At 59.9% G+C, this 14,560-nt stretch carries 20 protein-coding genes, 2 tRNA genes and 1 pseudogene; 6 read left to right on the top strand and 17 right to left on the bottom strand.

Annotation, left to right across the window (positions count from 1 at the left end; all coding sequences use genetic code 11):
* Positions 1 to 236 (bottom strand): transposase (locus ACP15K_RS19650; RefSeq protein WP_424990003.1); only part of this gene is annotated, 236 nt, incomplete at its 3' end.
* Positions 237 to 325: 89 nt separating this feature from the next.
* Between ACP15K_RS19650 and ACP15K_RS19645 the strand changes: the two genes are divergently transcribed.
* From ACP15K_RS19645 to ACP15K_RS19635, 3 genes are read left to right on the top strand one after another with little or no spacing between them, the layout of a single operon-like run.
* Positions 326 to 1,150 (top strand): DUF4917 family protein, encoded by an 825-nt coding sequence (locus tag ACP15K_RS19645; protein ID WP_424991393.1) that lies wholly within the window; start codon positions 326 to 328, stop codon positions 1,148 to 1,150.
* A complete protein-coding gene (locus ACP15K_RS19640) occupies positions 1,147 to 1,614 on the top strand; it encodes a hypothetical protein (RefSeq protein ID WP_424991392.1) in 468 nt (155 codons plus the stop codon). The genes ACP15K_RS19645 and ACP15K_RS19640 overlap by 4 nt, the downstream gene beginning before the upstream one ends.
* Positions 1,604 to 3,505: a DUF262 domain-containing protein gene (locus tag ACP15K_RS19635; protein ID WP_424991391.1), complete on the top strand. Its 1,902-nt coding sequence runs from the start codon at positions 1,604 to 1,606 to the stop codon at positions 3,503 to 3,505. The genes ACP15K_RS19640 and ACP15K_RS19635 overlap by 11 nt, the downstream gene beginning before the upstream one ends.
* A 143-nt stretch (positions 3,506 to 3,648) precedes the next feature.
* On the opposite strand, the gene ACP15K_RS19630 is transcribed toward ACP15K_RS19635, so the two are convergent.
* The 10 genes from ACP15K_RS19630 to ACP15K_RS19585 form a co-directional block, all read right to left on the bottom strand.
* Positions 3,649 to 3,723: transfer RNA gene (locus ACP15K_RS19630), tRNA-Phe, on the bottom strand.
* A 78-nt stretch (positions 3,724 to 3,801) separates the two neighbouring features.
* Complete coding sequence (locus tag ACP15K_RS19625) at positions 3,802 to 3,993, bottom strand: DNA gyrase inhibitor YacG (protein ID WP_424991390.1); 192 nt, start codon at positions 3,991 to 3,993, stop codon at positions 3,802 to 3,804.
* A complete protein-coding gene (locus ACP15K_RS19620) occupies positions 3,990 to 5,027 on the bottom strand; it encodes a ribonuclease E/G (protein ID WP_424991389.1) in 1,038 nt (345 codons plus the stop codon). The genes ACP15K_RS19625 and ACP15K_RS19620 overlap by 4 nt, the downstream gene beginning before the upstream one ends.
* Positions 5,024 to 5,602, bottom strand: a complete 579-nt coding sequence (locus ACP15K_RS19615; protein WP_424991388.1) for a Maf family protein — start codon at positions 5,600 to 5,602, stop codon at positions 5,024 to 5,026. Before ACP15K_RS19615 ends, ACP15K_RS19620 begins: the two co-directional genes overlap by 4 nt.
* Positions 5,603 to 5,629: 27 nt before the next feature.
* Positions 5,630 to 5,848: a translation initiation factor IF-1 gene (infA, locus tag ACP15K_RS19610; RefSeq protein ID WP_021097168.1), complete on the bottom strand. Its 219-nt coding sequence runs from the start codon at positions 5,846 to 5,848 to the stop codon at positions 5,630 to 5,632.
* A gap of 222 nt (positions 5,849 to 6,070) precedes the next feature.
* Positions 6,071 to 6,538 (bottom strand): UPF0262 family protein, encoded by a 468-nt coding sequence (locus ACP15K_RS19605; protein ID WP_424991387.1) that lies wholly within the window; start codon positions 6,536 to 6,538, stop codon positions 6,071 to 6,073.
* On the bottom strand, positions 6,535 to 7,845 hold the full coding sequence (hisD, locus tag ACP15K_RS19600) for a histidinol dehydrogenase (RefSeq protein WP_424991386.1): 1,311 nt from the start codon (positions 7,843 to 7,845) through the stop codon (positions 6,535 to 6,537). The genes ACP15K_RS19605 and hisD overlap by 4 nt, the downstream gene beginning before the upstream one ends.
* Positions 7,846 to 7,931: 86 nt before the next feature.
* The gene (locus tag ACP15K_RS19595) at positions 7,932 to 8,408 is read right to left on the bottom strand and encodes a DUF2948 family protein (protein ID WP_424991385.1); all 477 of its coding nucleotides are present in this window, start codon (positions 8,406 to 8,408) and stop codon (positions 7,932 to 7,934) included.
* Positions 8,405 to 9,670: a UDP-N-acetylglucosamine 1-carboxyvinyltransferase gene (gene murA, locus ACP15K_RS19590; protein ID WP_193142628.1), complete on the bottom strand. Its 1,266-nt coding sequence runs from the start codon at positions 9,668 to 9,670 to the stop codon at positions 8,405 to 8,407. The genes ACP15K_RS19595 and murA overlap by 4 nt, the downstream gene beginning before the upstream one ends.
* Positions 9,671 to 9,675: 5 nt before the next feature.
* Positions 9,676 to 9,819 carry a hypothetical protein gene (locus tag ACP15K_RS19585; RefSeq protein ID WP_424991384.1) on the bottom strand — a complete coding sequence of 48 codons (144 nt, stop codon included), beginning with the start codon at positions 9,817 to 9,819 and terminating at the stop codon, positions 9,676 to 9,678.
* A gap of 171 nt (positions 9,820 to 9,990) precedes the next feature.
* On the opposite strand from ACP15K_RS19585, the gene ACP15K_RS19580 reads away from it, so the two are divergent.
* Positions 9,991 to 10,065, top strand: a tRNA-Thr gene (locus ACP15K_RS19580).
* 547 nt (positions 10,066 to 10,612) lie between these two features.
* Here ACP15K_RS19580 and ACP15K_RS19575 read toward each other — a convergent pair.
* The 4 genes and pseudogenes from ACP15K_RS19575 to ACP15K_RS19560 all read right to left on the bottom strand — a co-directional run.
* Positions 10,613 to 11,578 (bottom strand): annotated as a pseudogene (locus ACP15K_RS19575) (recombinase family protein); the annotation flags it as partial.
* Positions 11,579 to 11,626: 48 nt separating this feature from the next.
* Complete coding sequence (locus tag ACP15K_RS19570) at positions 11,627 to 11,956, bottom strand: hypothetical protein (RefSeq protein WP_424991383.1); 330 nt, start codon at positions 11,954 to 11,956, stop codon at positions 11,627 to 11,629.
* A 115-nt stretch (positions 11,957 to 12,071) separates the two neighbouring features.
* The gene (locus tag ACP15K_RS19565) at positions 12,072 to 12,680 is read right to left on the bottom strand and encodes a hypothetical protein (RefSeq protein WP_424991382.1); all 609 of its coding nucleotides are present in this window, start codon (positions 12,678 to 12,680) and stop codon (positions 12,072 to 12,074) included.
* A 29-nt stretch (positions 12,681 to 12,709) separates the two neighbouring features.
* Complete coding sequence (locus ACP15K_RS19560; protein ID WP_424991381.1) at positions 12,710 to 13,201, bottom strand: hypothetical protein; 492 nt, start codon at positions 13,199 to 13,201, stop codon at positions 12,710 to 12,712.
* A gap of 68 nt (positions 13,202 to 13,269) precedes the next feature.
* Here ACP15K_RS19560 and ACP15K_RS19555 point away from each other — a divergent pair, with 68 nt between their 5' ends.
* Positions 13,270 to 13,521 carry a hypothetical protein gene (locus ACP15K_RS19555; protein ID WP_424991380.1) on the top strand — a complete coding sequence of 84 codons (252 nt, stop codon included), beginning with the start codon at positions 13,270 to 13,272 and terminating at the stop codon, positions 13,519 to 13,521.
* Here ACP15K_RS19555 and ACP15K_RS19550 read toward each other — a convergent pair.
* The gene (locus ACP15K_RS19550) at positions 13,518 to 13,775 is read right to left on the bottom strand and encodes a hypothetical protein (RefSeq protein WP_424991379.1); all 258 of its coding nucleotides are present in this window, start codon (positions 13,773 to 13,775) and stop codon (positions 13,518 to 13,520) included. The two genes, ACP15K_RS19555 and ACP15K_RS19550, sit on opposite strands and share 4 nt — an antisense overlap.
* Positions 13,772 to 14,326: a TraM recognition domain-containing protein gene (locus tag ACP15K_RS19545; RefSeq protein ID WP_424991378.1), complete on the bottom strand. Its 555-nt coding sequence runs from the start codon at positions 14,324 to 14,326 to the stop codon at positions 13,772 to 13,774. The genes ACP15K_RS19550 and ACP15K_RS19545 overlap by 4 nt, the downstream gene beginning before the upstream one ends.
* Between ACP15K_RS19545 and ACP15K_RS19540 the strand changes: the two genes are divergently transcribed.
* The coding region (locus tag ACP15K_RS19540) for a transposase (RefSeq protein WP_424990003.1) at positions 14,325 to 14,560 on the top strand (236 nt) is incomplete at its 3' end. The genes ACP15K_RS19545 and ACP15K_RS19540 overlap by 2 nt on opposite strands.

The following is a 14,560-nucleotide window of genomic DNA, read 5'->3' as shown; positions in this document are numbered from 1 at the left end:
CCAGCCATCATCCTCGCGAAAACACCTTTGTCACTCCACCGCTTCCAGCGGTTGTACAAGGTCTTGTGCGGACCGTATGCGGCGGGCGCATCCCGCCAACGTAAGCCATTGCGGTTGATGAAGATAATTCCGCTCAACACGCGCCGATCATCGACGCGGGGCTTGCCGTGAGACTTGGGAAAGAAAGGCGCAAGCCGCGCCATCTGCGCGTCGCTAAGCCAGAAGAGATCAGACATGTCACCGCTCGTTTTTCGAACGGTGAATCACGCTGATCGCCGGAAATCAATGGGTCCTGAGCCTAGAAGATGGTAGTCCCATCAAGGCGTTGTTCGACGGGCTGGACACCGTAGATTTCGAGGCGGTCATCCGTGCGCTGGAAGACGCCATCGTTGTCGAACGCGCCTATGGCAACGACGATCACGCCAGGGAGCTAGAAACGGACGCACAGGTCGTCCGCGAGGCGCTCGTGACCGCCGTGAACGCAACACACCCCGCGCACCGCGATGAATTGGTGTTCAAGTATGAAAGCGCGGCGGCATTCCTCAAGCACTTCGGCTCCGTCTTTTCGCTGAACTACGACCTTCTGCTTTATTGGGTCAGCTTCGAAGTCCCCAAGCTCTATGACGGGTTTGCATTGGGCAAGAAGCATCGTGATGGGCGGTTTCAGGGGCCACTCCAAGAGGCGGCCTATTGTCAGATTTTCAACCTACACGGCGGGCTTCACCTGTTTCAGGACAAAATTGGCGATGTCTATAAGGCACTCGATCACGGCAGCGGTGTGCGTGCGACCATTACGGATGAAATCGCCAAGCATGGGAACCTTCCACTCTACGTGGCCGAGGGCAATTGGCAGGCAAAGCTAAAGAAGATCAATTCGGTCGAGTACCTGCGCCATTGCTATCGGACGCTCAAGGAGACCACAGCCAATGTGTTTGTGTTTGGCCACAGCGCGGACCAAAATGACAGCCACATCTATCACGCGATTTTTGGATCGAAAGCCAAGCATGTCTGGTTCGGCATCTACAAACCGGACGCAGACAATCTTCGAGAGTTCGACGCCAAGCTAACGGCATTTCATGCAATCGGGGGCCGCAAGGTTTCCTACAGCTTTTTTGAAGCCGAGACCGCGCACGTTTGGAACGCAGAATGACCAATTTCCAGCGTGAAGGATCGATCAGCAACGCCCATGTCGGCCGTGATTTCGAGGCCCGCGCCCGCGCCATCCTAGCCGCCCACGGTATCCCCTTGCAGATGAACCACAAGGTGCCCTGTGGTCTGGGGAACGACAAGAAGCTTCACACCTTCGATCTTGGCTCGGAAGACCCGCCCGTGATCGTCGAGTGCAAGTCGCAGACTTGGACAAAGGGCGACGTGGTTCCCAGCGCCAAGATGAAGAACTGGGCCGAGGCGATGTTCTATTTCCACATGGCCCCGCCAATGTATCGCAAGATTTTCTTCGTAGAGCAGAGCTTGCGTGTCCGCACGGGCGAAAGCCTGCTCACCTATTTCCGCCGCACGCAAAGCCACATGATCCCGCCGGAAGTGGAGTTCTGGGAATTGCCGCGCGAAAGCGACGAGGTCGAGATTTTTGGGAGTATTGCCGATGGACGCTGACGATCACCCGGTCGAAGTCGTATTGAAGGAAGCGCGCCGGTTCATGGTGCCGCTCTACCAGCGTAAGTATCAGTGGGGCGATGAACGTCTGGTCCCCTTCTGGGAGGATGTCGCCGCCAAGGCCTCTGAGGTGCTGGAAGGCGAAAGCAAGTTTGAACACTACATGGGCGCGCTGATCCTCGCCCCGGTCGATAGCGGCGCGAAATTCGCCTTCACGCCCACGGTGCAGGTGGTGGATGGGCAGCAAAGGCTGACCACGTTCCAACTGTTTCTTGCGGCGTTGCGCGAGGTGGCACGCAATCACGATCAGGTCGATTTCATCGACCACATCAACGGCTATCTGACCAACCTTCCACAGAGCAAGGACACCGACCCGCTGACGCGGTTCAAGCTGACGCCCACACCCTCCGACCGAGACTTGTTCCACGACATCATCGATCTGACCGCCGCCGAGGCGGACAAGAAATACAAGTCCCTGTTTTGGGGCAAGTCGGTGCCGAAGAACCGACCCGAACGTGCGTTTCGCGCCTATCACCTGTTCCGGCAGTGGATCGAGGATTTCGTTCAGCACGGCCCACAGGATTTCGAGGACGCCTCAGACGAGCCAGAAGACGCCGAGGATCATATCGACGAGGATATCACGCCCGAGGACGTGTCGGCGCGTCTGGAGGCGCTCTTGAGCGCGCTGCTGGATCGTTTGAAGCTGGTGGTCATCACGCTTGGCGAAAGCGACGACGCGCAGGTGATCTTCGAGACCTTGAACTCAAAGGGCGAACCGCTGTTGGCGATGGACCTCGTGCGCAACAACATTTTCCACCGTGCCGAAAAGCAGAAGGCCAAAGTCGAGACGCTTTACAAGAAGCTGTGGGACCCGCTCGATCATCCGTGGTGGCGTGGGGATGCACCGAACGCCCGCCCAAAACGTCCGCGCCTCGATCACTTCCTTGCCCATATGCTTGTCGCCGAAACAGGCCAAAAGATTTCGATCCGTGAGCTATACGCTGAGTATCGGGACTTCGCTGTGCCAAAGGGCAGACCGCGTTTCGAAAACGTCGAGGATGAGCTGAAACTTCTTGAACGGTATGCTCCTGTTTACCGAACCCTCGAAGGGCAAGAAGAGGGCGACCCGTCCCTGATGTGGCTCGGGCGAAAATTGACCACATGGCAGGTGACGACCGTTTACCCGGTGGCCTTGCAGATGGGGCAGGAGGATGTGCTGCCCGAGGAACGGGAGAAGCTGGCACAACTGATCTATTCCTATCTGGTGCGTCGAACGCTCTGCAATCTGACGACCAAGAACCTCAACAAGGTGTTCCAGTCCATCGCCGCCGAGTTCCTTGAGAACGGCGTATCAGTTGCAAGCTTCAAGGGTTACTTCTCGAAGAAGGCAGGGGTCAGCAGCCGGTTTCCCACCGACCGCGACGTTCGACGCGGCATCTTGAACGAGAACGCTTATGCGATTTCGCCGCGCCCACGACTGACGGACATCCTGTGGGAACTGGAACTCGCAAGCAGGTCCAAACTCGCCGAGCAGTCCGACCAGCCCCCTAACCTGTGGGTCGAGCATGTAATGCCGCAATCATGGGGCGATGACTGGCCCTATGAAGATGGATCGACTGGTCGCCCCTCGGATGATGACGGCAAGGCCATCGCACGAAACGCCATCCTGCACACCTTGGGCAACCTTACCTTGCTCACAGGCGGTCTGAACATTTCATCGGGGAACAAAGGCTTCGATGAGAAGAAGGCGAAATTTGCCGAGCACACGGGCTTGTTCCTGAACAAGTGGTTCACCGGAAAAATGCAGTGGACCGAAGATGAAATTCGAGAACGCGGCGAGCGGTTCGCAGACGTCGCCGTTTCCCGATGGATCGGTTTAGACGGAAGCTAACTATTTCCACGAGACCACGACGCATCCCTGAGCGCTGATAGCCACCGGGTCCGAAATGCTACCCAAATGATACCCACTACAACATAGATGGCTGTCTAGCGACAATAGGAGCGCGGCAAGTCGTTGTTTTCATTCTATTTTAATGGTGCCCGGGGGCGGAATCGAACCACCGACACGAGGATTTTCAATCCACTGCTCTACCCCTGAGCTACCCGGGCACGGGTGACGTCTTGCGTCTGGGTTCGCGTCTTCTAGAAGAGCCACGGGGTGGTGTCCAGAGCCGAACGCAACTTTTTTCAGTGCAGTTTTCCGTCACCTTCAAGCCCTTCGCGAAAGGGCGGGGTTTCGCTGAACTCTTCAGGTTCTTCCGTGGTTTCAATGGCGTATCCGCCGGTCACCCAGCGGCCCAGATCCACGTCCGCGCAGCGGCGCGAGCAGAACGGGCGATAGGTCGGATGCGCGGTCTTCTTGCAGATCGGGCAGGTCATGACAGCGCCTCGTCCAGCGGCAGGCGTTCGCGTTTGCGTTGCAATTCGAAGTGGCCCATCGGGGTCCAGCCGACCGGGGTGGTTTCCACCGGGCAGGCGCGACAGGCGGCGCGCAGGACCTGTTCGAAGGTGTGGCGCTCTTTCTTCGGCATCGGGGCCAGGTCCAGCACGATCTGCCCGCCAAGGCCGCGCAGGCGCAGGGCGCGGGGCAGGGCGCGGGCGGTGGCGATATTGGCCTTCAGGCCGGCGGCGGGGCTGGTGTCGGGGCCGGTGTTGACGTCGATGGCGACCAGGGCGCGGGTCGGCTCCACGTAGAAACAGCCGCCCTCGGGCAGGGGCTCGCGCGGGTCGGAAAGGGTTTCCAGCCGCTCTGCGGCGCCGCCATGGTCAAAGGCCTGATCGCCCTGCAGCACATTGTGGTCGGCCACATCCACCCATTCGCGCCACGCCAGAAGATCCGGGGTGGGACCATCCAGAAGAAGTTCGGGCGCGCCCTTGTCTTCGGCCAGAATGGCTGCTGCCAGCCCGGCCATTTCGGCGATGTCATCGGCCACGGCGTCGTCGTCGCCCATTTCCGCGGCCGAGCGCAGGATCAGACCCAGGTGGTCGGGAAGCTCCGCCGCATGGGCGATTTCCTTCAGCCGCACGCGGGCCTCTTCATCCTTGATCGCGCGCGAGATGTTCAGCCCCGGCGCATCCGGGGTGATGATGGCATAGCGGCTCTTGAACAGCAGGCGGGGGGTGACCGGCACGGCCTTGCCCCCTTCGGCAAAGCCCGAGACCTGAATCAGAACCGCCTGACCTTCCGACAGCCCGTGCCCCTGGCGCAGGAAGCCGTTGGTGCCGTCGGTCAGGGTGATGATACGTCCGCCCTGACCCTTCATGGGACGTCCCACGGTACCGCGATAGATGGCGCCGGGGCGGGGGATATGATCCGGGGTGTCGATCAGCAGATCGTCTAGCTGGCCGTCGACCATGCGGGCCGCAGCCATGCGGCCGTTGATCTGCGAAATCAGGATCTGGCAGCCTTTCATGCGGCACCTTTCATCAGGGGAACGCCCGCGGCCTGCAACAGCCCGGCGGTTTCCGACAGGGGCAGGCCGACGATACCGGTAAAGGAGCCGCTGATCCACGGGATGAACGCGCCGGCAGGGCCCTGGATGCCATAGCCGCCGGCCTTGCCGCGCCAGTCTTCGCTGGCCAGATAGGCATTCACCTCGGTGTCGGACAGGGGCTTCATGCGGACCCGGCTTTCCACGCAGCGCGCCCACGTCCGGTCGCCGCGTTTCACGCTGACGGCGGTATAGACCCGGTGGCGCCGCCCCGAGAGTTGCATCAGGAAGGCCGCGGCTTCGCCCGCGTCGGCGGGCTTGCCCAAGATCCGGCGCCCCAGTGCCACGGTGGTGTCGGCGCACAGCACCACGTCGTCGGCCTCGGCGGTGATGGCTTGCGCTTTTTCAGCCGCGATGCGGGCGCAATAGATGCGCGGCAGTTCCCCCTTGTGCGGGGTCTCGTCGATGTCGGGCGGACGAACGTCGTCAGGCACAATGCCCAGTTGGCCCAGCAGCTCCAGCCGACGGGGGCTTCCTGAACCCAGGATCAGTCGCATGAGTCTCGCCCTGTCGCGTCGGAACGCTTACTTGAACCGGTAATTGATCCGGCCCTTGGTCAGGTCGTACGGGGTCATTTCAACCTGAACCCTGTCGCCTGCCAGAACCCGGATCCGGTTCTTGCGCATCTTCCCTGCCGTGTGTGCGATAATCTCATGGCCGTTCTCAAGCTCGACCCGAAACGTCGCATTGGGCAGGAGTTCCTTCACGACGCCGGGAAATTCGAGCAGTTCTTCCTTGGCCATGGTCACTCCATATCAATAGACCCGCCAAAACGCGGGCGGGGTCTACATGCGCCTATATTGTCCGTGAATCAAGGGGCCGCGTCAAATACGCTGCGGGTTCGGGGCGGGCAGGGCGGTTGTTTTCGCGCCATGGCCTTTGGCATGCCCCGCAGCGGCCGTGCGGGCGGCGGAAATCATGGATTTCGGCAGGCCCCTGGCCGCGTTCCGGGCGGCTTCAAGGGCTCAGTCCTGTGCGGTCAGGGCGCAGACCAGCGTGAACAGGCGGCGCGCGGTGTCGCCGTCGATCTCGGCTTTGCCTGCCAGTACCTCGCGCAGCATTCCCGCACCTTCCAGATGGATGGCGCGACGTGCCTCGTCCAGCGCCTCGATCTCGGCGGGTGGTTTCGACCGCACGGCCTCGTAATAGCTTTCGCAGATGTGGGAATAATCCTTCACCACCTGGTTCAGTGGCCCCAGCGACAGGGTGAATTGCGCGGCATCCTGCCCGGTCTGGGTGCTCAGCCGGAAATCCAGCTTGCGTCCGGCCCGGCCCAGCATCAGCGCGTAGGGGCCTTGTGGCGCGTCGGGCAGGGTGAAGCGGTTTTCTTCCAGCAGGTCGAAGACCGCGACCCGCTGTTCCTGCTCCAGCTCGGGCGCAGGCGCGCGGGCGCCGCCTGTGTCCAGGGTCACATCATACAGGCGTTCGGTCATTGCGGCCCCTCGTTCAGCCGTTCCAGCCGTGCCCGGACCGACAGCGCATGTGCTTCAAGGCTTTCCGAGGTCGCCAGCGTTTCCGCTGCCGGGCCCACGGCTTTCAGCGCGCCGGGACTCATCCGGGCAGTGGTGGTGCGTTTCATGAAATCCAGGACCGACAGGCCCGACGAGAACCGTGCCGAGCGTGCCGTGGGCAATACGTGGTTCGGTCCGCCGACATAATCGCCGATGGCCTCGGGCGTCCAGGCGCCCAGGAAGATCGCGCCCGCATGGGTGACCTTCGCGGCCAGCGCCTCGGGGTCGGCGACGCAAAGCTCCAGATGCTCAGGCGCGATGCGGTCGGACAGGGCGGCGGCCTCATCCAGGTCGCGCACGGTAATGACCGCGCCGAAGTCACGCCAGCTTGCGCCCGCAATAGCACGGCGTTCCAGCGTCTCAAGGCGCGTGTCCACGGCGGCGGCGACCGCCTGTCCGAAGGCCGCATCATCGGTGATCAGGATCGATTGGGCGCTTTCGTCATGCTCGGCCTGGCTCAGCAGATCGACGGCAACCCAGTCGGGATCGGTCTCGGCATCGGCGATCACCAGAATTTCCGATGGTCCGGCGATCATGTCGATGCCCACCTTGCCGAACACCCGGCGCTTGGCGGCGGCGACGAAGGCATTGCCCGGCCCGGTGATCTTGTCGACCGCCGCGATGGTGTCCGTGCCATAAGCCATGGCGGCCACCGCCTGCGCGCCGCCGATGCGATAGACCGTGTCCACCCCCGACAGCCGCGCGGCCAGGAGTACCAGCGGGTTGACCGCGCCATCGGGCGTGGGGGCGCAGATCACAAGCTTGCCGACACCGGCCACCTGCGCCGGGATCGCGTTCATCAGCACCGAAGACGGATAGGAGGCCAGCCCGCCGGGCACATAAAGCCCCGCTGCCGAAACCGCAGACCACCGCCAGCCCAGCGTCGCGCCGGCGGCATCGGTCCAGCTTTGATCCTGCGGCAGCTGGCGTTCGTGATAGGCGCGGATCCGGTCCGCCGCCATCTGCAAGGCCGCGCGTTCCTCGTGGGGAACCTGCGCACAGGCCGCGTCGATCTCTTCGGCCGTAAAGGCCATGGTCTCAGGCGTCAGTTCCAGCCGGTCGAACCGCTGCGTCAACTCGATCACCGCCGCATCGCCCCGCGTCCTCACATCCGCGATGATCTCGGCCACGGTGGCATCCACATCGGGGCTGTCTTCCCGCTTGGCCGACAACAGCGCACGGAAAGCGTCTTCGAATCCCGGATCAGAGGTGTCAAGAAACTGGGGCATGGAGACTCCTTTCGGAGCGTTCTAAAGGTCAGCGGCAGATGTAACAAGCAACTGGAATGTCACTGTCGTCGCAGCGGCAGACCGGATCACAGCTCGTGGTCAGGGGCCTTGCCCGACGGGGCGACGTAAGGTTTGGTCACATCGCGCAGATGCAGGTTCAGGCATTCGACGGTCAGCCGGATCGCACCGTCCCCGGCCAGCGTCAGCAGGATCTCCCCGGCGCCATCCTGTGCCGGCGCGAAGGTGACCGACAGCAGGCTCAGAACCGTGTCCGTGTCGTCCCGATCAATGCCCTGGCTGGCCACTTTCAGCACGTCGCCCACCAGAAGCACGCTTTGCACCCGTTCGAACGGCCGCTTCTGGCGCTTGGCGGTTTCCCGATCTTCCCAGCGGAAGCGGTTCAGCAGCAGAGCGAATTCCCGTTTGCCGGGTCGATAGGTCATCTCGCTGCCCGGAAAGACCGCGTCCTGTACCAGCGCCGAAAGGATCGCCAGATCATCGGCGGTTTCGGCCAGCAGGCGCAGCGGCTGTTCCGCGCCGTCTTCGAACCTTGCATCGCTCATTCGCTTACCCGTTCGATCATGGCACCACAGGCGCCCAGTTTCTCTTCGACCCGCTCATAGCCGCGGTCCAGATGGTAGACACGGTTGACCACGGTTTCGCCCTCGGCCCCCAGACCGGCAAGGATCAGCGACACACTGGCCCGCAGGTCGGTTGCCATGACCGGCGCACCCTTCAGGCGCGGCACCCCGGTGACCGTGGCGGTGCCGCCATGCACCTCGATATCGGCGCCCATGCGCACCAGTTCCGGCGCGTGCATGAAACGGTTCTCGAAAATCCGTTCCTCCAGCACGCTGACCCCGTCGGCGGTGGTCAGCAGCGCCATCATCTGCGCCTGCAGGTCGGTGGGAAAGCCGGGGAAAATCTCGGTCACCACGTCAACCGCGCCAACCCGGCCATTGCGGCGGGTCACCTTCAGGCCCGTGGCGGTCTCGCTCACGTCGATCTCGGCCGCATCCAGCTTTTCGCAGAACGAGGCCAGCAGATCGATCCGGCCACCCAGAAGCTCGACCGAGCCGCCGGCGATGGCGGGCGCCAGCATATAGGTGCCCATCTCGATCCGGTCCGGCACCACCGGATGGGTGGCCCCATGCAGCTTGTCGACGCCCTGAATGGTGATCGTGTCGCTGCCTTCGCCGTCAATCTGCGCGCCCATCTTGCGCAGGCATTGCGCCAGGTCGACGATCTCGGGCTCGCGCGCGGCGTTGCGGATGATGGTGGTGCCCTTGGCCAGAACCGCCGCCATCAGCGTGTTTTCCGTGGCCCCGACCGAGGCGAACCGCAGGGTCATGTCCGCGCCCTTCAGCCCGCCGGGCGCGCGGGCGTGCAGGTAGCCGTCCTTCAACTCGATCTCGGCGCCCAGGGCTTCCAGCGCGTGAATGTGGATGTCCATGGGCCGCGCGCCAATGGCACAGCCGCCGGGCAGGGACACCACCGCATGATGAAACCGCGTCAGAAGCGGACCCAGCACCAGGTTCGAGGCGCGCATCTTGCGCACGATCTCGTAGTCCGCCACATGGCTGGTCAGATCGTGCGAGGACAGCGAGATCACCTTGCCATCCTGCAAAGAGCTTGCCTCGACCCCCAGCGATTCCAGCAACTCGGTCATTGTCCGGATGTCGGACAGGCGCGGCGCGTTGGTCAGCGTCAACGGCTCCTCCGACAGCAGGGTTGCGGGCATCAAGGCTAGGCAGGCGTTCTTCGCCCCCGCGATCGGAATCACGCCGTTCAAGGGCGTGCCACCGCGCACCACGATCCTGTCCATACTGCTCAGCCCTCTTTGGTCTCGGTATCCTGGCGCAAACGCGCCTGTTTCTTGCGCCGCGCCAGATTGGCCTTCAGCGCGGCCTTCAGCCGGTCGTCCCGTTTCTGAGCGGGTTTACCCTGTTCCGAGGCGGTCTTGTTCTTGTCCATGGCGCGCTGTCTAGCCTGTCCGCGCGGCCCGGTCCAGAGCGGCGGATTTTCCGCCTTATCGCGTGTCGCCGCGTGAAGTGAAATTTTTTTGGAAGGGGCTCTTGCGCCCTCAGGTCTTTGGGCGTATCAGCCCCCCCACACCGGCGGCGCCACACCGCGCAGCCCGGAAATGCTGCTGTAGCTCAGAGGTAGAGCACTCCCTTGGTAAGGGAGAGGTCGAGAGTTCAATTCTCTCCAGCAGCACCATCTCGCTTTTTGAGCCCGAAAATCCCCCTAAGTATCTGAAAGGGAAGGAAAATTCGGGAGTTCCATACACCCCATTTAGGCTATATCGCAGCGGCTCCGAAAACGCCAATCTGAGCACAGTTTGGCGCAGGGCAAAATCACCATTCTTCCATATATTCCAAGGGCTTGATAGGAGTTTCAGGGAGAGTTCAATACAATCCTCCAGCCGTCCCTTTGGCGGGATGGATTTGGCAATTCGCTCCTGAAGCACGATCTTTTCACGTTCCAGCTTTTCGATTCTGGTTTCATAGGCGTTGACCACGGACGCGCTGTTTGCTTCAACGATCCGATCCAGCATGTTTTCAAGCTGCCGGTTGATGTCTTCGAGTTGCTTCTTAAGCGCCTCTTTTTCATTGTGCGCGATAACGAGGCGCATGTTCCACGCATCGCGCAACATGGCCTTGGCCAACTCGAACAGCCCATGGGCGGGCTCCATCTTTTTTAGGATTTCGGCAAAGCCTTCTTCCAACTTTGCCTTCGGAACCGACTTGCCCTTGGCTTCACAGTTCCGAGTCTGGCAACGATAATAGGCATAGTGGCGACGGCAACCTTTCGACCAGGCCGCAGTCATCGCATTGCCACAGCAGTCGCAAGCCACAAACCCGCGTAGCGGAAAGTCCTCGTTGAAGTCCGCGCGCGCGGCGGGACGACGCTTACGCCCTTCCAGAACGTCCTGGATGCGCTGGTAGGTCTCAAAGCTGATCAGACCTTCGTGCTGGCCCTCACGGACACTGACAGACCATTTCGGGGCTTCCACGTATCCGGCATAGACAACCTTTTTCAGAAGACGGTTCACCGTCATCGGGCGCAGTGTGCCGTCCTTCTTATCCTTCGGGAAATGAGGGTTGCGCTCCAAGAACCTCTGCACTTCGGCCTGTGAACCAAAATGGCCAGTCGCAAAACCTTCGAGTGCTTGGCGCACCACGGGACCGAGAACCTCATCTTGAACGAGAACCCTTCCACCTCCGGAGGGAGCGTTCACATATTTGTATCCAACAGGCGCACGGAAAACCCAAAAGCCGTTTTCAACGCGTGCTTTCATCTTCTGCACAACTTGACGACGGTTTTGCTCACGTTCGAGTTCGCCCTGCGCCGCGATCACCGTTTCGATGAACTTGCCTTCAGGCGTGTCTTCAATGCGGAAGTTGAGGCATTCAATAGTCGCGCCACGCTTGGCAAACTCTCGGCGCAACTTCAAATGAAATTCAGTATCTCGGGCAAATCGTTTTAGATCGTCGAAAACCACGACGTACGGCTTGCCTGCCTGTGCATCTAGGTAGCTGAGAAGCGCTACCATGCCGGGGCGGTGCATGAAATCACCGCCGCCACTTACGTCATCAGGAAATACAGCTTCGACGGCATAACCCTTGTCATCGGCATAAGCACGGCAGCGTTGCTCTTGGCTTTCAAGGCCGCTTCCCTCCAACCGCTGCTTAGTTGATGAAACGCGGCAATAAATCAGTGCTCGTGTCATCTCTGTGCTTTTCGTGTACTCATCTTTCATTCCATCTCCAGACTGCCATCAAGGGCTCAATCCAGGGCTATCTTCTTCACTTTCGGGCTTGTCTGAGCATACCGCATCAAATGCGCCAGCGGCGTTTTGAGTGTTGGTTCGGTTATCTTTTCCACAGACTTCTTGGACCGGATGCACACCAAAGCCAAACTCAACAAGCCCAACGATTACTTGCCAAAAATTCTGAAGGAACTCTTCCTTCTGAGCATCCGTCCAATCCGAGTCATCAAGGTACGACTGATACCTCTCCACATCCACCTTCAAGATCGGTTTTGCGGATGCATCAAACTCCATGCTCAGACCTTCCAAGTCTGAGATACTTGTTAAATCACCATCCATCGTTTCTCCTTTCGGAGGCAGGTGCTTCCACCTATTTGTATTGTACCACATTTCGCTAAAATCCCCTAATTTCTGCGGGTTACAGAGGGTTCGCACTCACGGACAGCCATGACGGTCACATGCTCTGAACACGTCGCTGCGCGCGTTCCTGTTCTCGCTCTTGCCGCGCAGCTTCGACCTTGGGGCGGTGGTATTTTTCTTCCAGCGCCTTGCCAGTTTCATAAAGCTCGCGCCCTTCGACAGCGCGATAGCTTTCTGTCATCAGATGCTTCGCACCGTTTTCGGTGATGCTCAGGGAACGGGCCAGATTGCTGCCTTCGTGATCATAGGCCTTGTAAAACGGCATTGACTCACCATCACGGATACGGCCCTCGATGTTCCTTGCGGCCTGAAGCGCCTGTTCACGGGCGGTCTCAGGCAGGTTCTTTTCGTTTTCGAGTAATGCCTCGCGCGTAGCATTCATGGTCCGGCCATAGCGGGCGGCATAGATGTCCCGAACGATGACTTCACCCTTCATCGCGTCAAACTTTTCCGAGCGCGCAAATGCGTGCGCATAGTCGGTTAGCGGTTCGCGAAACGAGCCGGTCTTGTGAATGTGCCGATCGATGATACCGGCTAGGCCCACGGCGATATCAAATTGCGAGTCCGTCAGATTCCTGCCGGTAAAGCTATCGCGGGCTTCCTTGATCCGATGTTGTGCATTGGGGGTCAGAACTTCGTTCATGGTAGTTCTCCTTTCGTTGGAATTGAGGGCTATCGGCTCCAAGACCGCACGCGCCGGTCTTGGCCCGAACGACGATCCACTGCCTTCTGAAAGTCCTTGATGGGTTTTTCGCGTAGCTCTACGCGCGCTTGGGCATTCTCCAGCATGGGCCGAAGCGCCTCGCATTCTTTCTGATCAATGCGTGTTAGGTCGTTCTTGTGCGCGTTACGCACCTCCATGTGCGCGCGGCGATTGATCTCGTCCTTGTTGAATCCATCGCTCGCGTAGCGCTTGAAGACCAAGCCACGTTTGACCGATCCGGCCTCGTTGATCAGGCGGCGACGCACCTCGTTGACCCGGTTCGGGTATTCCAATTCATACTGGCGCTTTGTGAAGCGCCGCTCGCCGTCAAATGTCTCGACTACCTTTTTGTAAGCCCTCCATTCTTCGGTATTCAGAGCTCTGGCAGCTTCCTTGCGTAACTCAAGAAGATCGCTACGCGCTTGAAACAGGTCTTTGACTTCATGCGTAAGGCTGGTCATCGCAGAAATCCTTGGTTTTCTCGCAAAATTTGCGCGTGGTTGAAGCGATTTGCTAGGATCGTTTCATTATGAAATTCAGAGACATAGACGATATTGTGGAATGGCTTGAGCCGATGGATTACGAGACGTTTTGGGCGGAAACGAAACCCTTCTGCCTGGTCATGCTCTCGCGTGAGAAATGCGATGCAGACATCGCCAGCGGGACTACCGACGAAGAGACCGTGCTTTGTGTGATGAAGAACTTCGCCCGGATGGAACTGGCGTCCATCCTGAAGCTCGAATGGCGGGATTGCATGATGCCCTCGACAGTGACGCATTAGCGTGCCTCCTCTTTGAAGAAACGCACCCATCCGCAGCGCCCGTTTTGCGCTGGCAGATCGAACTGGCCATATGGCCCAACAAAGCTGCACCTCGTGTAAGTGCGGTGCGCAAATGGGTCGTACCCCTGACCCTCGTCGATCCACGAGTACGACCAGATCGCATGTGGCAGTCCAGCGACTTGATAGGTGAGCCACAAAGCTGCGGGCACGACGATCCAGACCAAATAGCTGAGCTTGAAGAAACGCGGTTTCATTGCCGGTACTCCTTTTCGATTTGAATGGTGACTTTGGGATCGGGCGACAGTTGCGGCCCTTCGTGCGGATTGTCAGCCAACTCGCCATGGCAAAACGGAGCCGTCTGGTGCTGTCCGACCTTGAGGCAGAGTATCCAGCCAACATTTTTGACGTGGATCAGTTGCTCATTGGGCTTCATCCGCATGAGGCGCTCTGCGGAAATCAGGCGGTCTTTGCCGGTGCTGATATTAGCGGTGTAATCCAGAACGCCGCTGTTCAGACCCAAGCTATGTTGCTGGACCAGTGTTTCGCCGATGGCGCGACTGATGCGCTCGCACTCTTCAAAAGAGCTAAAACCAAAATACTGCTTGATGATCGCATTTTCTTCGATCGTCGCGGTTTCTTTGTCCGAATAGGCACGCTGAATTTCCGACCGCGATTGCGCGATAAAGTGCAGATTTGCACCATATCCTCTGACGACGGTCATGGCGGAAATCAGGGACTTAGGCTCAGGACCCATTGATTTCCGGCGATCAGCGTGATTCACCGTTCGAAAAACGAGCGGTGACATGTCTGATCTCTTCTGGCTTAGCGACGCGCAGATGGCGCGGCTTGCGCCTTTCTTTCCCAAGTCTCACGGCAAGCCCCGCGTCGATGATCGGCGCGTGTTGAGCGGAATTATCTTCATCAACCGCAATGGCTTACGTTGGCGGGATGCGCCCGCCGCATACGGTCCGCACAAGACCTTGTACAACCGCTGGAAGCGGTGGAGTGACAAAGGTGTTTTCGCGAGGATGATGGCTGG

This window comes from Fluviibacterium sp. S390, from assembly GCF_049800695.1.
In the GTDB taxonomy this organism is placed as follows: domain Bacteria; phylum Pseudomonadota; class Alphaproteobacteria; order Rhodobacterales; family Rhodobacteraceae; genus Meridianimarinicoccus.
Note: the sequence above shows the minus strand (reverse complement) of the source record. Positions and strands in the feature narration are given on the sequence as shown.

Coding starts and splice junctions, on each gene's coding strand:
- infA (WP_021097168.1), bottom strand. CDS start 5,848: ATGGCCAAGGAAGAACTGCTCGAATTTCCCGGCGTCGTGAAGGAACTC.
- ACP15K_RS19585 (WP_424991384.1), bottom strand. CDS start 9,819: ATGGACAAGAACAAGACCGCCTCGGAACAGGGTAAACCCGCTCAGAAA.
- ACP15K_RS19550 (WP_424991379.1), bottom strand. CDS start 13,775: ATGAAACCGCGTTTCTTCAAGCTCAGCTATTTGGTCTGGATCGTCGTG.
- ACP15K_RS19620 (WP_424991389.1), bottom strand. CDS start 5,027: ATGAAAGGCTGCCAGATCCTGATTTCGCAGATCAACGGCCGCATGGCT.
- murA (WP_193142628.1), bottom strand. CDS start 9,670: ATGGACAGGATCGTGGTGCGCGGTGGCACGCCCTTGAACGGCGTGATT.
- ACP15K_RS19615 (WP_424991388.1), bottom strand. CDS start 5,602: ATGCGACTGATCCTGGGTTCAGGAAGCCCCCGTCGGCTGGAGCTGCTG.
- ACP15K_RS19625 (WP_424991390.1), bottom strand. CDS start 3,993: ATGACCTGCCCGATCTGCAAGAAGACCGCGCATCCGACCTATCGCCCG.
- ACP15K_RS19605 (WP_424991387.1), bottom strand. CDS start 6,538: ATGACCGAACGCCTGTATGATGTGACCCTGGACACAGGCGGCGCCCGC.
- ACP15K_RS19595 (WP_424991385.1), bottom strand. CDS start 8,408: ATGAGCGATGCAAGGTTCGAAGACGGCGCGGAACAGCCGCTGCGCCTG.
- ACP15K_RS19555 (WP_424991380.1), top strand. CDS start 13,270: ATGAAATTCAGAGACATAGACGATATTGTGGAATGGCTTGAGCCGATG.
- ACP15K_RS19565 (WP_424991382.1), bottom strand. CDS start 12,680: ATGAACGAAGTTCTGACCCCCAATGCACAACATCGGATCAAGGAAGCC.
- ACP15K_RS19570 (WP_424991383.1), bottom strand. CDS start 11,956: ATGGATGGTGATTTAACAAGTATCTCAGACTTGGAAGGTCTGAGCATG.
- ACP15K_RS19635 (WP_424991391.1), top strand. CDS start 1,604: ATGGACGCTGACGATCACCCGGTCGAAGTCGTATTGAAGGAAGCGCGC.
- ACP15K_RS19640 (WP_424991392.1), top strand. CDS start 1,147: ATGACCAATTTCCAGCGTGAAGGATCGATCAGCAACGCCCATGTCGGC.
- ACP15K_RS19560 (WP_424991381.1), bottom strand. CDS start 13,201: ATGACCAGCCTTACGCATGAAGTCAAAGACCTGTTTCAAGCGCGTAGC.
- hisD (WP_424991386.1), bottom strand. CDS start 7,845: ATGCCCCAGTTTCTTGACACCTCTGATCCGGGATTCGAAGACGCTTTC.
- ACP15K_RS19545 (WP_424991378.1), bottom strand. CDS start 14,326: ATGTCACCGCTCGTTTTTCGAACGGTGAATCACGCTGATCGCCGGAAA.